We start from the raw sequence: 21,605 nt of genomic DNA, 5'->3' as shown, positions 1-21,605 counted from the left end.
CGTTCTCCGGCACCCAAGAGATGTCTAGCTGATCAACTAGCGACGTAGAGCTATCTTTCGGTAGCAGTGTAGGGTCAGAGTAGGGTGTGTTTATGCAGACAAACCCGACTTCATCCCGGAAAGCGGCCGCCAAAGGGATGGGTATTTCTTTCTCACGGAAGTTTTGAAGCTCTGCCCAGTTCCAGGGAAGGCCTTGTCATTGAATCGTGATCCAAACTCCAATGATGAGGAGCGCGATGACAAGCGCAAGCATGATGGTTTTGAAGGCGGCTGACCTTAGCATGATCGTAGTCTAACGGTATGTTGATACAGCCAACACCAAAAACAATGCTAGACGGGTAAGCCGTCTTTTCCGTCCTTGACCCGCTCGCGCCCGCCGGCCGCTTGTGACGCATCCGTCGGATTCGCGCGAGATGCGACGTATAATTGATGAAGGCTAACCGCCGACTTTGGGATAAATGAAACCGTTCACCGGGTAAAAACTGCCATATCTCCCCGGATAGCTTTCAACCCGGACCAACGTCCAATCATTATTTTTGGATACATCCTTGACGCCCATTTTCAATGAAACTTTGTTCCGATGCCAGTTGGCGTGGTTCACGATGACTTCCCTGTCGGTGATAACATCGGATACGACAGCCACGTGACCAAGGGGCATCCCTCGGGTTGCTCTAAATGACATGACCGCTCCGACAACCGGTTCATTGCCTCGCTCAAAATTTTTGCGCGCTTTACCCCACCAGTCTTTGGCGTTTCCGCGAATTTCGATGCCACTGAGGTTACGTGCGTAGGGTACGCACCACACCCTTTGTCCTCGAGCTTGTTTTTGTGAGACCTCGAGTAACGCCATGGTCTGACGTTCTGGATCGAGATCCGCGTCGTTTGAGCCCTGCGCACAGGCAGATACAAGAACAAAAAAACCCATCGCAAACGCAGTACGGGCAGTGCCGGGTAGACGCGGCCATTTGGTATTCGTTTTGCTGTAGCTGTTTTGCAAGAAACTAGATTGCCGGTATGAGTGGTTTTAGAGTTTTAAGGCGATCTTTCGGTCTGTGAAAAGAGCCCAATTTATTCTCCGGCAGGAATTTGCCAGGTTACGTTCCTGATCTGCGGGCCGAGTGCGAGGCTTTGCGCAGTCAGCTTTCCGTGCGTAGTCGCCGTCGGTTGACCGTGCTGCGTCGGTAGCTAGGGGCCCGAAGAAACCGTTCTGTGCGCAGTTCATCAGTCACCGCTGCGCCAACGTGCTTTTCATTAGCGTTTTTTGTTTGAACAGCAAATCTCAGTACTTAGCATTGGCGCAAAAGTACCTTGGCTGTAAAACGGACATTCTCTGCGCGTTTTGGATGCCTATTTTTGTGAACCTAGGCAGTCGCGTCGAAGTCTGCATGACAATTCTCTAGATTGTATCCTATCAGCGGGCAGTCACGTTTCTTAGGTAAAGAACGATTAATTCAGCATTCTTTCCGAAACGTCCTCAAGAATAGCGTGCAGATCAAACTCTTCGCCTTTTTCCGCAAGTTTCCTATCGTGCAGAATGAAAGACAGCCCGTGCACGAAGCTCCACAACAAAAAACCACGACGACGGACTTCTTCTGTGATTCCCGGTTCCCCAAGGCATTTTGCAACCTCAGTTAGCAGAATCGAAAAGTTTTGCTGACCGCCTTCTTCCAGTCGGGGATCCGCGATGCGGTCAGTAAAGCCGCCAAATTTTAATCTGAATATCCCGGGCTCACTTAAGGCGAAAGCAATATACTCCATACCGATTGCAGTAATGCGCTCGGGAGATCCTTCAGGAATGCCGTCAAGCGCTGCTAGCATTTTGCTTCGGTGACGGTCCATCCCTTCCAGAACTGTCGCGACCAGCATTTCTGTCTTATCTTTAAAGTGTTTGTACGGTGCCGCAGTCGATACACCCGCCCGTCTGCAGGCCTCAGAAACGGAGAACCTGTCTGGTCCTTTCTCTTCAACCAACTGCCTCGTTGCCTCGATCAGCGCAGCGCGGAGATCACCGTGATGGTAGGCTTTCTTGCTTACTGAATGGCTGGTTCTTGCGTGATATTTTTCTGTGCTGCTCATGATCCAACATGTGCCAGATCACGTATTCCTTGTCAAAGTGAGAACTTCTAACATATGTTAGAGATGCTAACTTGATGAGGTCCCCAAATGTCGAGTCCTGCAAAAATACCAATTGAAACGACAAAGACGAACCTAATTTCGCGAATACTGCGTGGTATTGTGCGTCTCGGGGTAACTGTCTGTTTTATAGTCGTCGCAGCTGCTGCAGTTTACCTAGGCGCTTCAGAGCTTAATCGTAGGGCAGATGCTGTTCCTTCACCGGAAGCGGCCGCAGTGACCCCGGTTTCAGCAACGATCATCACGTCGGAGAGCGCCTATACGGTCGACCGTGTATTCATCGGACAAGTCGAACCTCAGCGTTCAGCGGATATCTCTTTCGAATTGAATGGTACGCTGGACCACATCCTGGTGGATGAGGGTGACGAGGTCGCTAAGGGCCAGCTTCTCGCAACACTAGACGTAGCTTTGTTGGAGGTCGAACGCGAAAGACTGTCAGCATCACGCGATGCCATTGCAGCCCAACTTACATTCGCAAAGAAAACCGTCGAGCGAAACGCTAAACTCATCGAGCAAGGCTTTACCAGTCAGGCTCGCCTCGATGAGGCAGTTTCCCAGCAAGATGAATTACTTTCCAGAATTGGTGAACTGGATGCGGGATTGCGTGACGTCACCGTTCGGATCGCGAAATCCAGCATCGAGGCACCTTTTGCCGGCCAAATAACCGCTCGGCACGTGGACGGCGGAGAGACTTTGCGTTCGGGCCAGTTGGTTTTGGGAATAGTCGAGGTCGTGTCGCCGCAGGTTCGGATCGGTGTCCCGCTCGACGTTGACCCTGCGTTGCTATCCGACGTTGAAATCGAAATAGAAGATCAAAGCTATAGGGCTGACCTTGCAACTCTGCGACCCGATATTGATCCGGTAACCCGAACCCGAACTGCGCTTTTCGATCTTAGGAACAAACCGGATGTTGCTTTCGGACAAACTGCCCGGGTGCATGTACTTGATCCCGTCCAGAACGCAGGAACCTGGGTGCCCACGACTTCACTTAAAGAGGGGACGCGCGGGCAATGGACGTTGCTGGTTGCTGACGCGCAGAAGACTGTGCGACTGGCGTCGGTCGAAGTGCTTCACGCCGAAGATGACCGTGTATTTGTGCGAGGCGTTTTTCCTGAAGGCACCGTCCTGATTGATCAAGGGCCGCAGCGCGTTACCGTCGGTCAGCGCGTCGACTTCAGCATTGACGAGTGACGGAGCGATATGATGGAAACCCTTACCTTTCGCCATCCCCGGCTCGTCGCCCTCATCATTTTGGTGCTTGTATCTGCAGGTCTGTCTTCTTTCCTATCACTGGGGCGGCAGGAAGACCCAACGATTACCAATCTCTTCGCAACTGTTACGACGCAGTTCCCGGGTGCAGACCCTGAACGGGTCGAAGCGTTGGTTACTGCAGAAATCGAAGAAGAGCTTCGGAAAATTGCCGAGGTGGACGAAATCAGCTCTGTATCCCGCTCGGGCGTTTCGGTTGTTTCGGTGGAATTGCTAGAGACGCTGGACGAGGCCACGATTGAGCAGGTTTGGGCCGAGGCTCGGGATGCGGTTGAGGACGCTCGACAAAACTTTCCGAGTGGAGTGGGGCAGCCGGAATTCGATGCCGAGGGTATTTCTGCCTATTCTGCTGTTATTGCGGTCGCGGCCGAAGAGCCTGACTTTCCGATAACCTTGCTTTCGCGTCATGCCGAAGCGTTGGGTGACAGATTACGCGCGATACCTGCTACGCGGGCAGTGGACTATTTCGGTCAGCCGGAAGAAGAGGTGCTCGTAAGTGTCGATTTGGACAAGGCCGCTGCGCTTGGGCTTGGCGCCGCAGAAATTTCGCAGAGAATCGCCGAAGCAGATGGAAAGGTTCAGTCTGGGCAGTTGCAGTCCGATGTCGACCTGACCATAGGCATCAGCGGTGAAATCGAAACTCTGGACCGTATTAGGAGCATCGTCCTGCGTGAAAACGCGGAAGGTGCCGTTGTGCAGCTCGGAGATATTGCCAGCGTGGACCGTGGCGCGCGCGAACCGCAGTCTTCAATCGCGTTTGCCAACGGCAATCCGTCCGTTCTAGTTGGGGTTCTGGCGCAGGATGGCGTACAGATCGACCGCTGGACTGGTTTTCTTCGGGATGAGCTTGAGGCCGGGGCCGCATCGGTACCTTTGGGGATGAAAGAAATACTGCTGTTTGATCAAAGCCAGTACACGACGGATCGTTTGTCAGAGGTTGGGATCAACATGGCAATTGGCGTGGCTCTGGTCGTGGCTGTTTTGTTCATTACCTTGGGGGTGCGGGCAGCAGCGATTGTAGCTTTGGTGTTGCCGGTTGTCTCATTGGCAACTTTGGCAACAATGAACATGATTGGATTGCCAATTCATCAAATGTCCGTAACGGGTCTGATTGTTGCACTCGGTCTGCTGGTCGACGCAGCGATCGTAATGACCGATGAAATTCGGCGTCGTCTGCAGGATGGGATGGAACGGCTTGCGGCCGTGCGAGACGCTGTTCGCCGGTTGGCCACACCGTTGCTGGCGTCGACTGTGACAACGGCGCTTGCCTTCACGCCGATGATCTTGCTTCCGGGGCCCGCTGGCGACTTTGTCGGTGCTATCGCTATAGCCGTTGTGCTTATGCTTGTCTGGTCCTTTGTTGTGGCGTTGACAGTGACTCCGGCCGTTGCCGGCTGGTTACTATCCGATCGACCTGACGCAGGAATGCTGAGCCGTGGTATCAGTATCCCCCCGCTTGCCCGCTTGTTTGAGGCGTCAATTCGATTGTCCGTTGCTAATCCGGTGCGATCTATCGCGTTGGCATCGGTCTTGCCCGTGCTTGGCTTTGCGGCCTTTCCAACCCTGACTGCGCAGTTCTTTCCGGGCGTCGACCGAAACCAGTTCTATATCGAGGTCGACATGCCGGGTGGAACTTCAATCGCCACCACCGAAGCAACCGCGCGACAGATTGATGAAATCCTACTGGCCGATGACGGCGTCAAGAGTGTTTACTGGACTGTGGGTGAGTCTGGCCCGGCATTCTACTACAATATCGTTGGTAACCGTTCACGCGAGCCTGGGTTTGCACAAGCCATGATCACGACCGACACGGCCGACGACGCTGCCCGCCTTGTTGGAGCGTTGCAGAACCGTCTAGATGTCGACTTTCCTGACGCTCAGATCATCGTTCGCAATCTTGTTCAGGGGCCCCCAGTCGCCGCACCGGTTGAAGTCAAAATTCAGGGGCAGGACATCACGGTTTTGCGCGATCTGGGCGACGAAGTTCGTTCGGTCATGGCCAATCTCGATTTGGTAACCCAGGCGCGTGCGAGTGTGAACGGAGGCAACCCACAAATTCGGTTCGAGATTGATGAGGTCAAAGCCCGTCTGCTGGGGCTGGACGTGGCGGATATAGCTGGCCAGATGGACTCGGCCCTTGTGGGCATTACCGGCGGATCACTGATCGAAGGGACAGAACAACTGCCAGTACGCGTTCGCTTAGGCGACGAGGTACGATCAGATCTTAGCGCAATTGTCAGTATGCCGATCCTTTTGCCGAACGCTGCTGAAATTTCTGCGACCGGAGTTTTTCCTGGTGTACCGTTGTCAGAACTAGCCCGGCCAGTGATCGAACCGGCCGAAAGCGTCATAACCCGAACGGATGGCACGCGCGAGAACACTATACAGGCGTTCATAGTGCCCGGTGTTTTGCCTGAAGAAGCATTGCAGGACGTATTAACAGCGCTTGACGCGTCGGAGTTTGTTCTGCCGCAAGGCTACAAGATGACTTTAGGCGGCGACAGTGATGCTCGATCCAATACCGTGGGTAATCTGCTCGCGTCCGTGGGTTTGATCGTAACTCTTTCCATCGCGACCATCGTGCTAACCTTTAACTCGTTTCGCTTGACACTTGTGACCTTGGTCGTTTGCGTTCTGTCCGCAGGCCTCTCAATGTTGTCGCTGGCAGTTATGCAATTCCCATTTGGAATAAACGCGATAATTGGGGTCATTGGTTCAATCGGGGTTTCGATCAACGCTGCAATCATTATCTTGACCGGGTTACAACAAGACCGGCAGGCCAGCCAGGGCGATCAGGCGGCCATGGCTCGCGTTGTTACTGGTTCCAGCCGTCACATTGTCTCGACTACGGTCACAACATTCGGCGGCTTCCTGCCTCTGATATTGGGCGGAGGTGCGTTTTGGCCACCATTCGCCGTGGCAATCGCCGGAGGCGTTCTGTTGTCAACCGTTGTATCTTTTTACTTCACTCCACCCGTTTTCGCTTTGGTGTATCGGGGAACATTCAACAATAGAAATTCGGCCCATCAAAACCATTCTGAGCTCCGCAATGATATTGTTGCACTTGTGGCGGAGTGAGGATTGAATTGTGTCTTTAGGCGGGCCACAGCGCGTCGAAGCGGGCGTTGTACAAAGCAAGCTTACTAATCTGCTTCGTCTCGTAAGTGGACTGTGCACTATCTGATTTTTCTAGAATCTACTGCACTTGGCTATCGCGGCGATAGCCGTTTTGAGCTCATCGGCGGCATACGTTGATCTCTTCATGAGTGGCTTCTTTGTGATAGTAAGTGGATCATCTGCTTTGCTTGAATCTCGGTTTAAGCTCTGCCTGATATCAGAGTCGGTGTGGTATATTTGGTGGTACTTTCAATAGAAGATTTCGCATTGCTAATATTTAATAATACTTTAACGGATTAGTTATACTGCCTTCGTCTCCGCCATCAACCGGCGCAAAAATCAAAAAAATGTAGACAAGATAGAAGCTGGCTCGTCGCCTTTTTTATGAGTGTAAGTGCGCAGCCCATAAAGCGCTGACAGAGTTTCGATCTGCAACAAACGTCGGCGGCGGCCAATACTTGATATGCGCGTCATAATGCAGGTGGCCATCAACCCGCTGTTGGAATATCAGATTTCTGGAAGTGGGGGGCTGTGCGGGCTGGCCGTGATGTGAAAATCCGGTCATAGCCGCAGCAAGAGGTTTACCAGCACATGAAGCGATCAATTGAGCCGGCTTTCACCGAGGCAGATATTTCCCTGATAGATGCAGCCTATGAAAAGTTGCGGCCGTCAGAGGCGCTCAGTGATTGGTTCACGCAATATACCCGCAACCACAGAAAGCGGCTTGCAATCGACCTGAGGATGCTTCGGGAAAATGCGGCTGAGGGCGCCATGGTTGTCGAATTCGGGTCGGCGCCTTGTCTATTGACGCATGCCGCGCAGTCGGCGGGATTTAAAGTCATCGGGCTTGATCTTGAACCCGACCGGATCACGGAAGCGACTGGATCGCTTGAGATATTGAAATGCGATATCGAGAGGGGTCCCGTGCCACTTGACGATGGCGTTGCGGATGTTGTGATTTTCAACGAGGTTTTTGAACATCTGCGTATTGATCCGATCTTCACAATCAGTGAAGTGGCCCGCGTGCTGAAACCCGGCGGGCGATTGTTCCTTTCGACCCCAAACCTGCAGAGTTTGGCGGGTATTCGAAATCTGGTTCTGTCGAACCGAAGCGCGTTTGTTTGCCCCGATCCCTATGAGGAATTCAGCAAGCTGCGCACATTGGGCCACATGGGTCATGTTCGCGAATACACGACACGCGATGTCATAGAATTTCTTGAGCATTTTGATCTCAAGACACAGGAAATCATCTATCGCGGTATGCGCGGAAAACGCTTGATGCGTCTAACGCAACGCGTGTTCCCGCGCCTTCGCCCCTTCTTTTCGGTCGCTGCCGTAAAGAGAGGGTGACGTCGCATGGTGGCTGAATGCGAGTTTTGGTCAGCAAAAGTCTGAATTTCAATAACGGGCCGTCGCGGTCGCCTGGGCACTTTTCGGAGCGCAGTTCACCGCAGGGGCCAAACAGCCGAACTTACCGGCTACTGAGTGGCACTTGTCAGATGTCTCGTGAAAAGGCCAAATACGTCCGAAAGTAATGTCTTAAAGTTCTGGCAACCTGTGGACGGAGCCTGTTTATGAATAAGACCAAGCAACCCGGCACGCCCTCGTCATACTTTCGGGGACTGGCTTTCTGGTATCACCTGGTCGCGTTTTTGTTTTTCTTCGTTGCGTCGCTGGTGCTTGCGTCCTCGGTTCTGGTGCCGCTGTCTTTTGCAGTTCTTCTGTTCGTTCTGCTGACGGCCACGTCGGATCAAATCGGCAGGGTCAGGCTTGGAAGGCGGGCAATTCCCAAATGGATTGCGCAACTTGCGGCCATTGCACTGGTGATAATGGGGGTTGGCGTTGTGCTGTCGATCCTGTCCAGTCAGGCGGGCGAAGTCTCGCAAGCTTTTCCGCGATATGAAGAAAAGCTGACCGGTATTCTGGCGCGCGTGGTTTCGTTGGTGGGTCAAGACAACTATGCGGCCGCGCTCAAGGCGTTGAAGCAAATCAACCTGTCGGGGTTCGCGCAGGGTGTGATCGGGTCAGCCGGTGCCTTCCTCAGCGCGTTCTTTCTGGTTTTACTCTATGTCCCCTTCATGTTGATCGAGCGCAGTCCGATGCGTGCAAAGATCAAGCTGGCGGTCAAAGATGAAGAAACCGCCGAGAAGGTAAGGCGTATTCTGGATCGAACATCCGACAGCGTTCAGCGGTATGTCGGCATCAAGACCTTCGCCAGTGCTCTTACAGGGTTTGGAAGCTATCTGGTGATGGCTTCGGTGGGGTTGGATTTCGCGGAAACATGGGCCGTTCTTGCCTTCATACTGAATTTCATTCCAACAGTGGGTTCGATTATTGGCGTGGCGCTGCCGACAGTGGTGGCGCTGGTTCAATTTGAAGAAGTCATCCCGCTTTTGATCGTGTTGGGCGGGTGTGGCGCGGTCCAGTTTTCTGTTGGAAACATTCTTGAACCCATGCTTTTGGGGCGAAGCCTGAATTTGTCGCCCTTCATGGTTATTCTGGCGCTAACGTTCTGGACCGCAATCTGGGGCGTCGCCGGGGCCTTGATGAGCGTCCCGATAACCGTATGCATTATGATCGTGATGTCCAACATCCCCGCCACAAAACCTATCGCGATATTAATGTCTGGTGATGGGAAAATAGATACCTGACCCGCGGCGCGCCGGATCAGGTCGGATGGTCCTTGGCAATCGTGCGCAACATTTGCGAAAAGTAAAAACCTGGCGCAATGCGGTTCATGATATTGGCCAGCCGCGCCACGCGACCCACGGGGATAAAACGCTTGCCTCGGGCATAGCCGCGAAGGATGACCCGGGCTGCGTCCTCAGGCTCCATATAGTCAACGCCGTCCGAGGCTGAACCCGGTCTGACAAACCCGCTTTGTGCCGCATCGGGGCGTCCGATGTTGGTGGCTACAAACGAAGGCGCGGCGATGCTGACACTTACGCCATGCGAGATTTCTTCTGCGCCAAGCGATTTGAAGAACCCTTCCAGCGCGTGTTTGCTGGCGGCATAGGCAGTACGATGAAAAAGCGGCGCAAACCCGGCAACAGAGGATATGGCTAAGTGGGTTCCTTTTGACTGTCGCAAGGGGTGCAAAAACTGCCTGGCACAGTCGACCGCAGCGAAATAGTTGATCTCGAACAGATTTCGGTGTGAGCCCATGTCGCAGTCGGCGAAGGCAGAGATCTGCGAAACGCCCGCGTTGTAAACCACCAGGTCAATCGACGCGCAGGATTCAATGACTTGGGTGCAGGTCTCTTTGATCTGGTCTGGTTGGGTCAGGTCGCAGGCGAATGTGGTCACGCCGTCCAAGCGGGCATAAGAGTCTAACTCGGGGCCGGGAAGGTCAATCAGTACGGTGTGCCACCCTTGGGAACGCAGCGCCGCAGACAGGGCTCGGCCCAGTCCACCCGCGCCGCCGGTTATCACTGCGGTTTGTGTCATTGCGCGGCCTCCCACCAGCGTTGAAATGCCTCGGCACTGGAAAGCTCGGGCTCATATCCGAAACTTGTCCTAAGGGCGGAATTATCCAGCACAGGGCGGTACAGCAGAAAACGCACCTGTTCAGGACCATAGCGCGACAGACCCAGAGGGCGTGCAAATGTCAGCGCAACTTTGAGCAGTCCGGGCCGTAACCATCGAACCGACTTTCCCATCGCTGACGCGATCTGTGAAATGGTCAGCGATCCATTGCCGGATACGTTGAAGATACCGGCGGGACTGTCAGTCGCGGCCCGCACCAGGATTTCCGCCAGATCCTTGTCCCAGATAAAGACAAATGGGCTGTCCGATCCTTTCAGACCCAAAAGGCGGGGTTTGTGGAACAGGGCGGTGATTTGGTTATCGATATTTGCACCAAGTACCGTGCCAACGCGCAGGATGACCTGTTGCAGATCCGGCGCAGAGTCTCTGGCCTCGGCCAGCATCTGTTCGACCAGACGTTTGTGCCAGGAATAGGCAAACTCTTCATTGCCTCGGATCGCGTCCGTTTCCTTTAGCGGAACGGGATTGTCTTCGTAATATCCATAGGCCGCTCCAGACGATGTTACCACCAATCGTCGGGTGCCAGCACCGATTGCTGCGTCCAGAACATTGCGCGTGCCTTCGACATCAACCCTGTATTCCAGTTCGCGGGTCGAATTCGGACCGGGTGTTACGACCGAAGCAAGATGTACAATCGTATGAGGACGCTCTTCGAGGATAACGGATTGAGGGTCACTCCCGGTCACGTTCATTTTTCTGAACCGCGCATTTGCGGGTAGGTTCGAAGGTTCCCGAATATCTGTCGCGATGATCTCAAGATCAGATCGGGGGCCAAGACGGTGCAGCAGCGCCGTGCCAACGGCTCCGGCTGCACCTGTAATCAGAATCCGGGTCATTGCGGAATCTCTCGTCTTGCAAAAAACGCGGCAAGGGCGATGCCCGATATCGCGTGCCAAATCCCCCACAGCGCGGCGGCGACAGCCATGCCACCCAATCCACCGAAGAATGCGAAGATCAGGATCAGCCCCAGCCCCGAGTTCTGGATTCCGGTCTCGATCGTGACGGAACGGCGATCGCGCTCGGACAGGCCGCCCGCGGTGGCGGTGAAGTAGCCGCCCAAAAAGGCCAACGCATTGTGCAGGATGACCAGCCCGATGATGGCCCCGGCAACCTGAAGGAAGTTGTCCCAGTTCGCCGCCAATGCGACGACAATGAACGCAACGAAGATGGCCATCGACAGCCACTGCATCGGTCGGCGAATGCGATCGGCGAACCGTGTAAAGCGCGCGTTTACCAACATTCCCAGGATCAGCGGCAGGATCAGCATGAACCCTACGGTGATTGCCACCGCGACCGGGTCGATTTCCGTGCGCTGCAGGATTTCACGGGTCGGGCCATAGAGATTGCCCCAGAACGCGATATTTGCGGGCGTGATGATGATCGCTGCGACGGTTGCGAAAGCTGTCATCGACACGGACAGCGCGACATTGCCCTTTGCACGATGGGTCATGAAATTCGAGATATTCCCACCGGGACAAGCCGCAACAAGAATAAGCCCCATTGCAACAGAGGGCATGGGTTTTAACGCGACGATCATCAGGAATGTCAGGGCGGGTAAAACGATGAACTGCGAAGTCAGTCCGACGATCAGGGGCTTGGGCCCCCGAGCCACCCGCCGAAAATCATCAAACCTTAGGTCCAGCGCGATTGAAAACATGACGACGGCAAGGATGGCGTTCAACAGCTTCAGGTTGCCCGCGTCGAAGTTCAGTGTGACCTGATCGATCCCGTTCATTTTTCTGCCGCCCTAAGAGCTGCGACCTGGCCCGTCACCTCGCTCCGATAGGTTGCCTTGTCGACGTAATAGGCCATGCGGGGCAGGTCGATATAGTTCATGCCGCCCGTTGCCCGTTCGAACCCTTCGGCCTTGGTGGCGCGGATCGCCTCTGCTGCCGTGTTTCCGGACCGCAGCCCGGATATATACCGAGCGATCATTTCGGCCTGCTCATGCCGGCCCTGCCAGCCCAGCCCGGATGCTTCGACCATGCCCAGAACAAACACGTCATCCCGTTCAGGATGCATACAGTTCAGGTAAAGATGCGGTGCGTCGCCTTTCCAGTTCAGAAGCGAGCTGTCAATGAACGGGTAATGCAACTTGTATCCGGTCGCCGCAAGAATCATGTCGTACTCGGCCGAACTGCCATCGCGGAAGTGGACGGTCTTGCCATCAAATCGTGCAATGTCAGGGCGGACTTTCAGGTCGCCATGCCCGGCGTGAAACAGGATAAGCGAATTCACGATGGGGTGGGACTCGTACAGTTCGTAATCCGGTTTTGGAAACCCGTATTTTTGAGGGTTCCCCACAAACCATTTTAGAATTGCACCATCCACTTTGCGCTTCAGCCACATTGGAAGGCGAATCTTCCCGCCCATCGTGTCAGCCGGTTTGCCGAAGACGTATTTAGGAACGAAGTAGTACCCGCGACGCATGGAAATGTCGCACGAAACGCCATGGTGGATCGCATCAACTGCAATATCACAGCCCGAGTTTCCCGCGCCGATGACAAGAACCCTTTTGCCCGCAAACTGCGTTGGATAGCGGTACTGCGACGCATGGATGAATTCACCGGTGAACGTGCCTTCAAACTCGGGCAGGTTGGGTTCTGACAGGGTTCCGTTGGCGATCAGAACGCCCGCGAATTGTTGTGTCTGTTCGGTGCCGGAATTGTCACGCCAGCGGACCTCCCACCCGCCTTTGTCCAGCGGCTTGGTGCTTAGAACCTCGGCGCCGAAGTGGAAGTGCTGATACAAATCGAACGCGGTGGCGAAGTCCTGAAAGTAGGTCTTTAGTTCGCGGTGCGAGGGATATTCGGCGGTTTCCTCAAGCATCGGGAAATCTGCGAATTCGGTCATCCGTTTCGAAGAAATGAGGTGGGCGGTCTCGTACATCGTGGACCGAGGCGCATCAATGTTCCAAAGACCACCCACATCATCTGCCAGTTCAAATCCTTGAAACGGCACGCCCTGCTCGATGAGCGTTTTTGCCATCGCAAGACCCATGGGTCCGGCCCCGATAAGCGCAAAACTATCTTCCGGGCGGGCCTTCACCTCTACCGGCTGGCCCGCTCCAAACTGCACCTGCTCCATGCGTCTCTCCTCCTGCGACGTCATTTACCTTGAACGATCGTTCTAAATAAGGCAAACTGATTTTTGAGATGTCGCAACACGCTGTAAAAGAAAGAAAAAGGGCGCCGTCGCAGCGATCCGTAGCTGCGCGAGAGCGAATCTTGGACGCCGCCGAGCAGGTTTTTTCCGAACGGGGATTCGAAGGCGCATCGATTCGGGACATCGCAGAGCGGGCACAGGTTCAGAAGGCGAACGTGAATTTTCACGGTGGCCCGAAAGAAGAGTTGTTTGAACGGATCGTCGCGCGCCGTGCCTCTGTTCTATCCGAAGAACGCCTGATCGCGATCAAGGCGCTGGAGGGCCAGGATTGGCAGGTCAGGGACTTTGTCGCGGCCTATATGCAACCGCTGATCACGCGCGCGTTCGGTGGTGATCCGCAATGGCTGGCTTATGCGCGTATCGTGGCGATGGTCTCCGCGGATACGCGCTGGCGGGCGCTGGCAAAGGTGCATTTCGATCCCGCCGCGTCTTTCGCGGTTCAGGCCTTGTGCGCAAGGTTCCCCGATGCCGATCCAAACCGCGTGTCCGCGTCGCTGGTCTATGCGGTGTCTGCGATGCTGGCCTTGTGTACGTCCGACTGGCGTATTTCGGCCCTGTCCGGTTCCGAGGGTGGGTCCAAGGCTCAGGATATGATCGAGAATCTGCTGAGTTTTTGCGAGGCAGGCATTACTGGCAGTTTAAGCGCCGAGACCGCCTAATCCCCCGAATGGCCTCGGACCTGCCGCGCGTTAGGTTGGCTAGGCGTATCCCAGAACCTTACGCGCGACGCGGAAGCACTCCAACGCCTGTGGGACGCCGCAGTATATGCCGATCACGTGAATAATGGCGCGAATTTCTTCGGGGGTTACACCGTTGTTAACCGCGCCTTTGCAGTGGATCTCCCATTCATGCATCTTGCCCAACGCGCCGATCATCGACAGGTTCATCATCGAGCGCGTCTTTGCGTCAATCACGTCATCGCCCCAGCCAAAGCCCCAGCACCATGCGGTCATCGCCTCTTGAAACGGGCGGGTGAAGTCATCGGCTGCGGCTAGGTTCTTCTCGACATATTCCGCGCCCAGAGTGCTTTTGCGTTGTTCCAACCCTTTCAGGAACAGGTCTTCGTCGAAAATATCTGCCATATTATCCTCTGTTTTTTCGGGTCTTGACCTGTTGTGCAGGTCATCAGTCCACGGCTTCGCGCATCCATTGCTGCAACCGGGCGATTGAGTGTTCTGACATTACTCCACACTCGGGATCCAATACCAAGGGACCGGGTTGGTATCCGCGGGATTTCAGGCCGCGGTGGACGGATTCGACCAGACGGATATCTTCTTCGACCGTTGTCTCGCGATCCTGCACGGCCAATTGCCGGATTACGGCGCTTTCGGATCCGCCTTCGGTGTACCAGCCGCGCCAGACGGTGCAATTATCGGCATCATGCGCGCGCCAGTGATAGGTGTTCAGCACGTTGCCCGGATAGCATTGGAACGAAAACATCGGCCACAGGAACCACGACTGATAGTCGCCTGCATGGGGCACCGACATGTCGATCGGATAGGTCATCCTGTCGAGGCTCTGACACTCGGTCGTATGACGCAGGACATAGCCGCCGCCTGCATCGGGCTGAATGTCATATGTCTCGGGCTTGACGACGCCTTCGGCAAAGGTTGGGTGGTTGGTCGGGCAATGGTAGCATTCCGAATAGTTCTCGATGCTGACTTTCCAGTTGCAGTTTTCTTGGATTTCCACCCATTCCAGCGGTTCAAGATCGTCGATATGCGGGACAAAAGCGCGGATTTCGTCGCGCACGCCGGGGTACCAGTCGTCCATGGGCGCGGCGTGATCGTCGAGGTTGACGAAGATGAAACCGTTAAACACCTCGGTCCGGACCGAGGTCAGGCAAATGGCGCTGCGGTCGAAACCCGGAACTGATTTGATGTTTGGCCCGGCGCGCAACTGGCCTGACAGCTCATAGGTCCAGGAATGATAAGGGCAGACGACGACGCGGGTATTGCCCGCGCCGCTGACCATCTCATGCGCCCGGTGCTGGCAGACGTTGAAGAACGTGCGGATTTCACCGTCGCGGCCCCGAATGCAGAACAGGTTCTGGCCCGCGATCTCGAAGGCGAAATAGTCGCCCGGTTCCCGCACCTGCGCCACATGGCCTGCAAACTGCCAGGTTCGGGCCAGAAGGCCCTGCATCTCGGCTGCGAAAATCGCCGGGTCGGTATAGTATCGCGCGTCCAGTGAATGGGTCAGGGGGGCGTTCATTCGGGCTCCTCTGCATAAAGGCCAAGTTGGTGCCTGCGTTGGTGAAACTTTTCGACCCTGTCGACGATTTCGTCGCTGGACACAGCCACCACGAAAGATAGCAGCGTTTCCAGCAAAGCGATGGTCGAGACGGATGAGGGGAAGAATTGCGGTGTATCGGCAGCCACGACAAAGCCGTGCTGCGCGTTCAGGATCACCGGGCTGGCGGGGCTGTCCGAGATGCCGATGACAGTCATCCCTTGTTGCCGGGCCAGTTTGATCGCGTCGATCACCTCGGTCCGGTAGGGGTGGCAGGTGATGGCGATCAGCACGTCCTGCTCATCCGCCCAGGCCAGATCGTCCACCGGGGTTGAGCCGGGGCGCGGTATGGCATGGAACTGCTTCATCCCCGTCGAAGCCAGATAGGTGAAGTTGCGCGCATTCGAGTTGTTGACGCCGACGCCCAGTGTGAAGATCTGGCGGCAGTTCCAGATATCGTCGGCCGCCGACTTCAGACGGGCGGCGTCGATCCCGGCAAAGGTGTCCTCGATATTGCGGATCGCGGCACCGACCATATCGGCGTAAAGCCCGCCCAGCTCACCCGATTTGCCGATATCCTGCAACCAGCGGGCGCGATCGGGAAAGGATACACCACCGCGCCGAATCGCATCGCGGAAGGGCGCGCGGAAATCCTCATAGCCTTCGAACCCCACTTGCCGCGCCATGCGGACAAAGGTGTTAGGCTTGACCCTCGCGGCTTCGGCGATCTCGCGCACCGTCGAAACCCCGACATCCGTGGGGTTTTCCAGCACATAGCGCGCGGCCTTCTGTGCCTCGGGCGTCAGGGCGTCCCATTCTTCGCTGAGACGATCCAATACGGTGGTTGATACATTTGTGTCATTCATGATTGACGATGGTACAAATGTGGAATTAGCCTGTCGAGCAGAAAAGCGACTCGGGAAGAGGAAATGTCATGTCCGAGAAGAAATTGCCCACCCACGCCCGCGTGGTCATCGTCGGAGGCGGAGTCATGGGGGTCGGTCTGGCCTATCATCTGGCGCATGAAGGTTGGGGCGAGGATACCGTCCTGTTGGAAAAGGCTGAGTTGACCAGCGGCAGCACATGGCACGCAGCAGGCCAGATCACCCACTCGACCTCAAGCTTTGGGCTGGGCAAATGCGTAGATTACAATATCGGTCTCTATTCCGGTCAATTGGAGGCTGAAACCGGCCAGCCGGTGACATGGCATGGCTGCGGCTCGTTCCGTCTGGCTTATACCGAGGACGAGATGGACTGGCTGCGCCACACGCTGTCGGTGGGCCGTTCGCTGGGGTTCAATATCGAACTGGTCGGCCCTGAAAAAGTCGCCGAACTGCACCCGTTTTATAACTTGGACGGTGTTCTGGGTGCGCTGCACACGCCAGATGACGGCCATGTTGACCCAACCAATGTGACCATGGCGATGGCCGCAGGTGCGCGCCAGAAAGGCGTCCGCATCTTTCGCAATTGCCGCGCCACCAACATCGCGCAGGCCGCGACGGGCGAATGGATGGTCGAGACCCAGCAAGGCACTATCACCTGCGAGCATGTGGTGAACGCGGGCGGCACCTATGCCCGCCAGATGGGCGAATGGTCGGGGCTGCAATTGCCCATGACCTCGATGACGCACCATTACTTCGTGACCGAACCGGTGCCCGAGTTCCGGAACCTCGACACCGAACTGCCGGTGATCCGCGATGACCGCAAAGTCTCGGGCTATATCCGGATGGAGCAAAATCGCGGTCTGATCGGGATTTATGAGAAGGAAAACCCGAACTCGGTCTGGCATGATCACTGTCCGTGGGAATATGAAAACTGGCTGTTCGACGCCGATTACGACCGGGTGATGCCGTGGCTGGAGGAAAGCCTGAACCGGATGCCGATCTTTGCCGAACTGGGCATTCAGCGCGATGTGCATGGGGCGATTTCGCATCCGCCGGACGGTAACCCCCTGATCGGGCCTGCGCCGGGTGTACAGAATTACTGGTGCTGCTGCGGCACCCAGATCGGCATTGGCTGGGGGCCGGGCCTGACCCGTGAGCTAGCGCGCTGGATGGTGCATGGGGCCGCCGATATTTCGATGCGTGAATTCGACCCGCGCAGGTTCGGCAGTTATGCCACCAAGGACTGGCAGGTGATCAAGGCCGAGGAAGACTACTGCCTGCGCCACGAAATCCCCTTTCCGCATTTCAACCGGCTCCAGGGGCGTCCGATAAAGCCATCGCCCCTGTATGATCTGCTGAGCTCCAAAGGAGCGGTGCATGAAGAGGTCTATGGCTTCGAACGTCCCCGCTGGTTCGCGCGGGACGGTGTGGAGCAGCGCGATCACTATTCCTTCCGCCGAACCCCCGCCGAAGACATGGTCGCAGCCGAGGTCAAAGCGGTGCGCGAACGCGTCGGCATTATGGATGTGACCGCCTTCACCAAGGTCGAGGTTTCAGGACCGGACGCCTATGCGTTGCTGGATCGGCTGACCGCCAACCGGATGCCGCAAAAGGTGGGATCCATCACCCTGACCCATATGCTCAACCGCCGGGGCCGGATCGAGTTGGAGACGACCATTGTCCGCATGGCCGAGGATCGCTTTTATCTGGTCTGTGCCGCCTTTTTTGAACAACGCCTGCTGGACCACCTGACGCAACAGCGTGTGGATGAGGATGTGCAGATCAACGCTCTGTCCGCTGACTGGTCGGCTTTGTCGCTGAACGGCCCCCGATCGCGGGACGTATTGGCGCGCTGCACTGATTCTGATCTGACCAATGCTGGGTTCCGCTGGCTGTCTGCGCAAGAGATCACGATCACGGGCCACAAGGTCTGGGCCTTCCGCATGTCCTATGCCGGGGAACTGGGCTGGGAACTGCATATGCCCAACGCTGCCTGTCTGGATGTCTACACCGCGCTTTGGGCCGCCGGAGAGCCGCATGGCATCGCGGACTATGGCAGCTTCGCCATGAACGTGATGCGGATGGAGAAAGGATTCAAAGGCGCGGGCGAGCTGACCAATGAGGTCACTTTGGCCGAGGCCAACGTGCTGCGCTTTGCGCGCACCGACAAGGAGTATCTGGGCAAAGACAAGACCCTGAACACCGACCTTCCGTGGGTTTGCGCTTATCTGGAGATTGAGCCGGAAGGCGAGAGCGACGGTCATGGCGGTGAGGCGGTGATGCTGGACGGTCGCGTCGTCGGTTCAACCGCATCGGTGGCATATGGGCACACGGTCGGCAAGATTCTGGCCTTTGCCTATATCAAGCCCGAGGCCGCCATACCCGGGACAGCCTTGCAAGTCGTGATCCACGGTCGACCCCGCGCAGCCCGCGTGCTGTGTGAACCGGCCTATGATCCGCAAAGCCTTCTGCCACGCACCGACGCTGTACTGGAGGCCGCGCAATGATCCTGCCCGATACGATGAAAGCCATGGTCACGATGGGTCATGGTGGTCTGGAGCAAATGGTGCTGCATCCCGACTGGCCCCGCCCCGAACCGTTCGCCAATGAAGTGCTGATCAAGGTCGCCGCCTGCGGTCTGAACAACACGGACGTCAATACGCGGTCGGGCTGGTATTCCAAGACCGTCACTGACGCGACCACCGGAGGCGCGTTTGAAGAAGTGGGCGAAGAAGACCCTACCTGGGGCGGCAACCCGATCACCTTCCCACGCATCCAAGGGGCCGATATCTGTGGCCATATCGTCGCCGTGGGCGAAGGCGTCGACCCCGCCCGCATCGGTCAGCGCGTGATCACCGATGGCTGGTTGCGCGATCCAGTTGATCCCGGAAACACGGACAAAACCGGCTACTACGGTTCGGAACGGGACGGAGGGTTTGCCGAATACGCCACCACTCTGGCCGTGAACGCTGTGCCGATCACATCCGATCTGTCGGATGCGGAATTGGCAACGTTTTCCTGTTCCTACTCGACCGCCGAGGGGATGCTGACCCGCGCCAATGTCACCCAGACTGACACGGTTCTGGTGCCCGGAGCTTCGGGTGGGGTCGGAGGCGCATTGGTGCAACTGGCCAAACGACGCGGCGCGCGGGTCATTGCACTGGCGTCCGAAGCGAAACACGCCGACGTTGACGCACTTGGCCCGGACAAAATCCTGCCGCGCGCGCCCGATAACCTGCGTGCGGCGCTGGGGGATGAAAAAATCACCGTGGTCGCAGACGTCGTGGGCGGCCCCTATTGGCCGATCCTGATCGACATCCTCGAACGCGGCGGGCGCTATACCTGTTCCGGTGCCATCGCGGGTCCGATGGTGGATTTCGACCTGCGCACCTTCTATTTGCGCGACCTGACCTTCACCGGTTCGACCGTGATTGACCCAGAGGTCATGCAGAACCTTGTCAAATATATCGAGGCGGGTCAGATCAAACCGGCCCTTGCCGCGACCTATCCGCTGGAGGAACTGCGCGAGGCACAGGCCGCGTTCATCGCAAAACAACACACCGGAAACATTGTGGTGATCCCATGACCATGGATGATGTTCTCGAAGCCGCGCGGCAGTTGCATCACACGCATCCCGATCTGGCTGCGTTCGGAGATTGGCCCGACGACTTGTTTGCCGCTGATGTGCCGCCAAACGCAATTCCGGCAGTTCCCCTGGTGCAGGCGATCCGGCCCGACGCCGGGCCGACCCTAGCCCTGACTGAAGCAATCCGCGCAACCGCACATCTGGCCAATTGGAAACAAACCTATACCGAAGACGAAGTCGGAGCCGATTTTCTGAATCGCTACGGATATTACGAGCTGTTCGGTCCAGCTGGCCATTTCTACTCGTCGAAACTGCGCGGCTATGTGGCCTATTGGGGTGACGGGCTGAACTATGATTGGCACAGCCACAAGGCCGAAGAACTGTACCTGATCGCCGCTGGCCGCGCGCGGTTTCGCGTTCAAGGAAATGAGGCCGACCTAATCCCCAATCAAACCCGCCTACATGCCAGTTGGCAGAGCCATGCCATGATCACCACCGACAGCCCGATCCTGACCTATGTGTTGTGGCGCGGCGAAGGCTTGGACGATCTGCCCCGGATGGACGCCGCATGAAGATTACCAAACTCATCCTCTGGTCTGTCGACCTCAGCAGCCATGAAACGTACCGCATGGCCGAAGGCAAAACCTGCGCCACGGTCAAAACCCATGTCCTGTGCCTAATCACAGATACTGGCCTGCAAGGGTGGGGTGAGGTTTGCCCGATCCCTCACTACCTTCCGGCCTATGCCGATGGTGTTCCCGCCGCGATTACTGAAATGGCCCCGGAAATCCTCGGGATGTCACCTTTCGGGGCCGACGCGCCTATGCGCAAGCTTGATGGGTTTTTACCAGGCCATCGCTACGCCAAGTCCGCCGTTGATCTGGCGCTGTGGGATTTGTTTGGCCAAGCCACGGGCCAGCCGGTTTATGCGCTGTTGGGTGGGCGCACGCGCAAGGACATGCCGCTTTACCACTCGATCACCTGCGTTGCCCCGGATGAGATGGCCCGCATCGCGCAAGTCGCCTATCAGACAGGCATTCGCCAGTTTCAGGTCAAATTGGGTGTCGAAGCCGATTGGCAGGCCGACGCTGAACGCCTGATCAAGGTGCGCGAGGCCGTGGGGTCGGGCCCTATCGTCTATGGTGACTGGAACTGCGGCGCATCGCGTCTGCAGGCCACGCGCACGGGCCGCGCGGTGGCGCAACTGGATGTGATGCTGGAACAGCCCTGCAAAACGCTGGAAGATTGTGCTGCCGTCAGGCAAGCCACCGGCCTGCCGATGAAGATCGACGAGAACGCACACGATCTGGCCTCGCTGCTGCGAGCGCATGAACTTGGCTGCATGGATGCGGTGGCGTTGAAACTATCCAAGTTCGGAGGTCTGTCTGCCATGCGCCGCGCGCGGGATCTGACCGTACATCTGGGGGCCGAGATCTGCGCCGAATGCACATGGGGGTCCGATATCGTCACCGCCGCTGCGCTGCATTTCGCGGCCTCGACCCCGCAGGGATCGCTGATGAACACCTGCGATCTGTCCTCTTACGTGGCTCCACGCCTCTGCCCCGATGCGCCCAGCCGCAAAGACGGCCGCATCGCCCCACCTGAGGGCCTCGGTTTGGGCGTGACGCCCGACCCGGATATCCTTGGTTCCCCGATATTGGAGATCGCCTGAG

At 56.6% G+C, this 21,605-nt stretch carries 18 protein-coding genes; 9 read left to right on the top strand and 9 right to left on the bottom strand.

Translation table 11 applies throughout. The features are described from left to right. Positions 1-436: 436 nt before the first annotated feature. Positions 437-925 carry a CHAP domain-containing protein gene (locus RUESEDTHA_RS05355; protein WP_180885922.1) on the bottom strand — a complete coding sequence of 163 codons (489 nt, stop codon included), beginning with the start codon at positions 923-925 and terminating at the stop codon, positions 437-439. A gap of 521 nt (positions 926-1,446) precedes the next feature. Further along, positions 1,447-2,076, bottom strand: coding sequence for a TetR/AcrR family transcriptional regulator (locus RUESEDTHA_RS05350; protein ID WP_180885060.1), 630 nt, complete (start codon positions 2,074-2,076; stop codon positions 1,447-1,449). Between the two features lie 273 nt (positions 2,077-2,349). Here RUESEDTHA_RS05350 and RUESEDTHA_RS05345 point away from each other — a divergent pair, with 273 nt between their 5' ends. The 4 genes from RUESEDTHA_RS05345 to RUESEDTHA_RS05330 all read left to right on the top strand — a co-directional run bounded on the left by RUESEDTHA_RS05345 (position 2,350) and on the right by RUESEDTHA_RS05330 (position 9,170). Then, entirely contained in the window at positions 2,350-3,324 is a 975-nt protein-coding gene (locus RUESEDTHA_RS05345; protein ID WP_180885058.1) for an efflux RND transporter periplasmic adaptor subunit, read from the top strand. 12 nt (positions 3,325-3,336) lie between these two features. Then, the gene (locus RUESEDTHA_RS05340) at positions 3,337-6,480 is read left to right on the top strand and encodes an efflux RND transporter permease subunit (protein WP_180885056.1); all 3,144 of its coding nucleotides are present in this window, start codon (positions 3,337-3,339) and stop codon (positions 6,478-6,480) included. A gap of 630 nt (positions 6,481-7,110) precedes the next feature. Further along, positions 7,111-7,869 (top strand): bifunctional 2-polyprenyl-6-hydroxyphenol methylase/3-demethylubiquinol 3-O-methyltransferase UbiG, encoded by a 759-nt coding sequence (locus tag RUESEDTHA_RS05335; protein WP_180885054.1) that lies wholly within the window; start codon positions 7,111-7,113, stop codon positions 7,867-7,869. Between the two features lie 224 nt (positions 7,870-8,093). Beyond that, a complete protein-coding gene (locus RUESEDTHA_RS05330) occupies positions 8,094-9,170 on the top strand; it encodes an AI-2E family transporter (RefSeq protein ID WP_180885052.1) in 1,077 nt (358 codons plus the stop codon). A 16-nt stretch (positions 9,171-9,186) separates the two neighbouring features. Here RUESEDTHA_RS05330 and RUESEDTHA_RS05325 read toward each other — a convergent pair whose 3' ends face one another. The 4 genes from RUESEDTHA_RS05325 to RUESEDTHA_RS05310 are packed head-to-tail and all read right to left on the bottom strand — an operon-like array spanning position 9,187 to position 13,152. Then, positions 9,187-9,966 (bottom strand): SDR family oxidoreductase, encoded by a 780-nt coding sequence (locus RUESEDTHA_RS05325; protein WP_180885050.1) that lies wholly within the window; start codon positions 9,964-9,966, stop codon positions 9,187-9,189. Further along, positions 9,963-10,901: an SDR family oxidoreductase gene (locus RUESEDTHA_RS05320; protein ID WP_180885048.1), complete on the bottom strand. Its 939-nt coding sequence runs from the start codon at positions 10,899-10,901 to the stop codon at positions 9,963-9,965. The genes RUESEDTHA_RS05325 and RUESEDTHA_RS05320 overlap by 4 nt, the downstream gene beginning before the upstream one ends. Then, positions 10,898-11,800 carry a bile acid:sodium symporter family protein gene (locus RUESEDTHA_RS05315; protein WP_180885046.1) on the bottom strand — a complete coding sequence of 301 codons (903 nt, stop codon included), beginning with the start codon at positions 11,798-11,800 and terminating at the stop codon, positions 10,898-10,900. Before RUESEDTHA_RS05315 ends, RUESEDTHA_RS05320 begins: the two co-directional genes overlap by 4 nt. Continuing rightward, positions 11,797-13,152 (bottom strand): NAD(P)/FAD-dependent oxidoreductase, encoded by a 1,356-nt coding sequence (locus tag RUESEDTHA_RS05310; protein ID WP_180885044.1) that lies wholly within the window; start codon positions 13,150-13,152, stop codon positions 11,797-11,799. The genes RUESEDTHA_RS05315 and RUESEDTHA_RS05310 overlap by 4 nt, the downstream gene beginning before the upstream one ends. A gap of 140 nt (positions 13,153-13,292) precedes the next feature. On the opposite strand from RUESEDTHA_RS05310, the gene RUESEDTHA_RS05305 reads away from it, so the two are divergent. Next, entirely contained in the window at positions 13,293-13,889 is a 597-nt protein-coding gene (locus RUESEDTHA_RS05305) for a TetR/AcrR family transcriptional regulator (RefSeq protein WP_255431626.1), read from the top strand. Positions 13,890-13,928: 39 nt separating this feature from the next. On the opposite strand, the gene RUESEDTHA_RS05300 is transcribed toward RUESEDTHA_RS05305, so the two are convergent. From RUESEDTHA_RS05300 to RUESEDTHA_RS05290, 3 genes are read right to left on the bottom strand one after another with little or no spacing between them, the layout of a single operon-like run. Further along, on the bottom strand, positions 13,929-14,312 hold the full coding sequence (locus RUESEDTHA_RS05300; protein WP_171239953.1) for a carboxymuconolactone decarboxylase family protein: 384 nt from the start codon (positions 14,310-14,312) through the stop codon (positions 13,929-13,931). Between the two features lie 43 nt (positions 14,313-14,355). Continuing rightward, complete coding sequence (locus RUESEDTHA_RS05295; RefSeq protein ID WP_180885040.1) at positions 14,356-15,444, bottom strand: aromatic ring-hydroxylating dioxygenase subunit alpha; 1,089 nt, start codon at positions 15,442-15,444, stop codon at positions 14,356-14,358. Further along, positions 15,441-16,328, bottom strand: coding sequence for a MurR/RpiR family transcriptional regulator (locus RUESEDTHA_RS05290; RefSeq protein ID WP_180885038.1), 888 nt, complete (start codon positions 16,326-16,328; stop codon positions 15,441-15,443). Before RUESEDTHA_RS05290 ends, RUESEDTHA_RS05295 begins: the two co-directional genes overlap by 4 nt. A gap of 68 nt (positions 16,329-16,396) precedes the next feature. Here RUESEDTHA_RS05290 and RUESEDTHA_RS05285 point away from each other — a divergent pair, with 68 nt between their 5' ends. From RUESEDTHA_RS05285 to RUESEDTHA_RS05270, 4 genes are read left to right on the top strand one after another with little or no spacing between them, the layout of a single operon-like run. Then, positions 16,397-18,853 carry an FAD-dependent oxidoreductase gene (locus RUESEDTHA_RS05285; protein ID WP_180885036.1) on the top strand — a complete coding sequence of 819 codons (2,457 nt, stop codon included), beginning with the start codon at positions 16,397-16,399 and terminating at the stop codon, positions 18,851-18,853. Then, entirely contained in the window at positions 18,850-19,932 is a 1,083-nt protein-coding gene (locus RUESEDTHA_RS05280; RefSeq protein ID WP_255431625.1) for an alcohol dehydrogenase family protein, read from the top strand. Before RUESEDTHA_RS05285 ends, RUESEDTHA_RS05280 begins: the two co-directional genes overlap by 4 nt. Beyond that, complete coding sequence (locus tag RUESEDTHA_RS05275) at positions 19,929-20,504, top strand: dimethylsulfonioproprionate lyase family protein (RefSeq protein ID WP_180885034.1); 576 nt, start codon at positions 19,929-19,931, stop codon at positions 20,502-20,504. Before RUESEDTHA_RS05280 ends, RUESEDTHA_RS05275 begins: the two co-directional genes overlap by 4 nt. Then, entirely contained in the window at positions 20,501-21,604 is a 1,104-nt protein-coding gene (locus RUESEDTHA_RS05270; RefSeq protein ID WP_180885032.1) for a mandelate racemase/muconate lactonizing enzyme family protein, read from the top strand. Before RUESEDTHA_RS05275 ends, RUESEDTHA_RS05270 begins: the two co-directional genes overlap by 4 nt. Position 21,605 lies beyond the last annotated feature (1 nt).

Source organism: Ruegeria sp. THAF57, from assembly GCF_903914075.1.
GTDB lineage: Bacteria > Pseudomonadota > Alphaproteobacteria > Rhodobacterales > Rhodobacteraceae > Ruegeria.
Note: the sequence above shows the minus strand (reverse complement) of the source record. Positions and strands in the feature narration are given on the sequence as shown.

Excerpts from the sequence above, each read along its gene's own strand:
- RUESEDTHA_RS05355 (WP_180885922.1), bottom strand. The coding sequence starts at position 925 with ATGGGTTTTTTTGTTCTTGTATCTGCCTGTGCGCAGGGCTCAAACGAC.
- RUESEDTHA_RS05350 (WP_180885060.1), bottom strand. The coding sequence starts at position 2,076 with ATGAGCAGCACAGAAAAATATCACGCAAGAACCAGCCATTCAGTAAGC.
- RUESEDTHA_RS05340 (WP_180885056.1), top strand. The coding sequence starts at position 3,337 with ATGGAAACCCTTACCTTTCGCCATCCCCGGCTCGTCGCCCTCATCATT.
- RUESEDTHA_RS05335 (WP_180885054.1), top strand. The coding sequence starts at position 7,111 with ATGAAGCGATCAATTGAGCCGGCTTTCACCGAGGCAGATATTTCCCTG.
- RUESEDTHA_RS05330 (WP_180885052.1), top strand. The coding sequence starts at position 8,094 with ATGAATAAGACCAAGCAACCCGGCACGCCCTCGTCATACTTTCGGGGA.
- RUESEDTHA_RS05325 (WP_180885050.1), bottom strand. The coding sequence starts at position 9,966 with ATGACACAAACCGCAGTGATAACCGGCGGCGCGGGTGGACTGGGCCGA.
- RUESEDTHA_RS05320 (WP_180885048.1), bottom strand. The coding sequence starts at position 10,901 with ATGACCCGGATTCTGATTACAGGTGCAGCCGGAGCCGTTGGCACGGCG.
- RUESEDTHA_RS05315 (WP_180885046.1), bottom strand. The coding sequence starts at position 11,800 with ATGAACGGGATCGATCAGGTCACACTGAACTTCGACGCGGGCAACCTG.
- RUESEDTHA_RS05310 (WP_180885044.1), bottom strand. The coding sequence starts at position 13,152 with ATGGAGCAGGTGCAGTTTGGAGCGGGCCAGCCGGTAGAGGTGAAGGCC.
- RUESEDTHA_RS05300 (WP_171239953.1), bottom strand. The coding sequence starts at position 14,312 with ATGGCAGATATTTTCGACGAAGACCTGTTCCTGAAAGGGTTGGAACAA.
- RUESEDTHA_RS05295 (WP_180885040.1), bottom strand. The coding sequence starts at position 15,444 with ATGAACGCCCCCCTGACCCATTCACTGGACGCGCGATACTATACCGAC.
- RUESEDTHA_RS05290 (WP_180885038.1), bottom strand. The coding sequence starts at position 16,328 with ATGAATGACACAAATGTATCAACCACCGTATTGGATCGTCTCAGCGAA.
- RUESEDTHA_RS05285 (WP_180885036.1), top strand. The coding sequence starts at position 16,397 with ATGTCCGAGAAGAAATTGCCCACCCACGCCCGCGTGGTCATCGTCGGA.
- RUESEDTHA_RS05280 (WP_255431625.1), top strand. The coding sequence starts at position 18,850 with ATGATCCTGCCCGATACGATGAAAGCCATGGTCACGATGGGTCATGGT.
- RUESEDTHA_RS05275 (WP_180885034.1), top strand. The coding sequence starts at position 19,929 with ATGACCATGGATGATGTTCTCGAAGCCGCGCGGCAGTTGCATCACACG.
- RUESEDTHA_RS05270 (WP_180885032.1), top strand. The coding sequence starts at position 20,501 with ATGAAGATTACCAAACTCATCCTCTGGTCTGTCGACCTCAGCAGCCAT.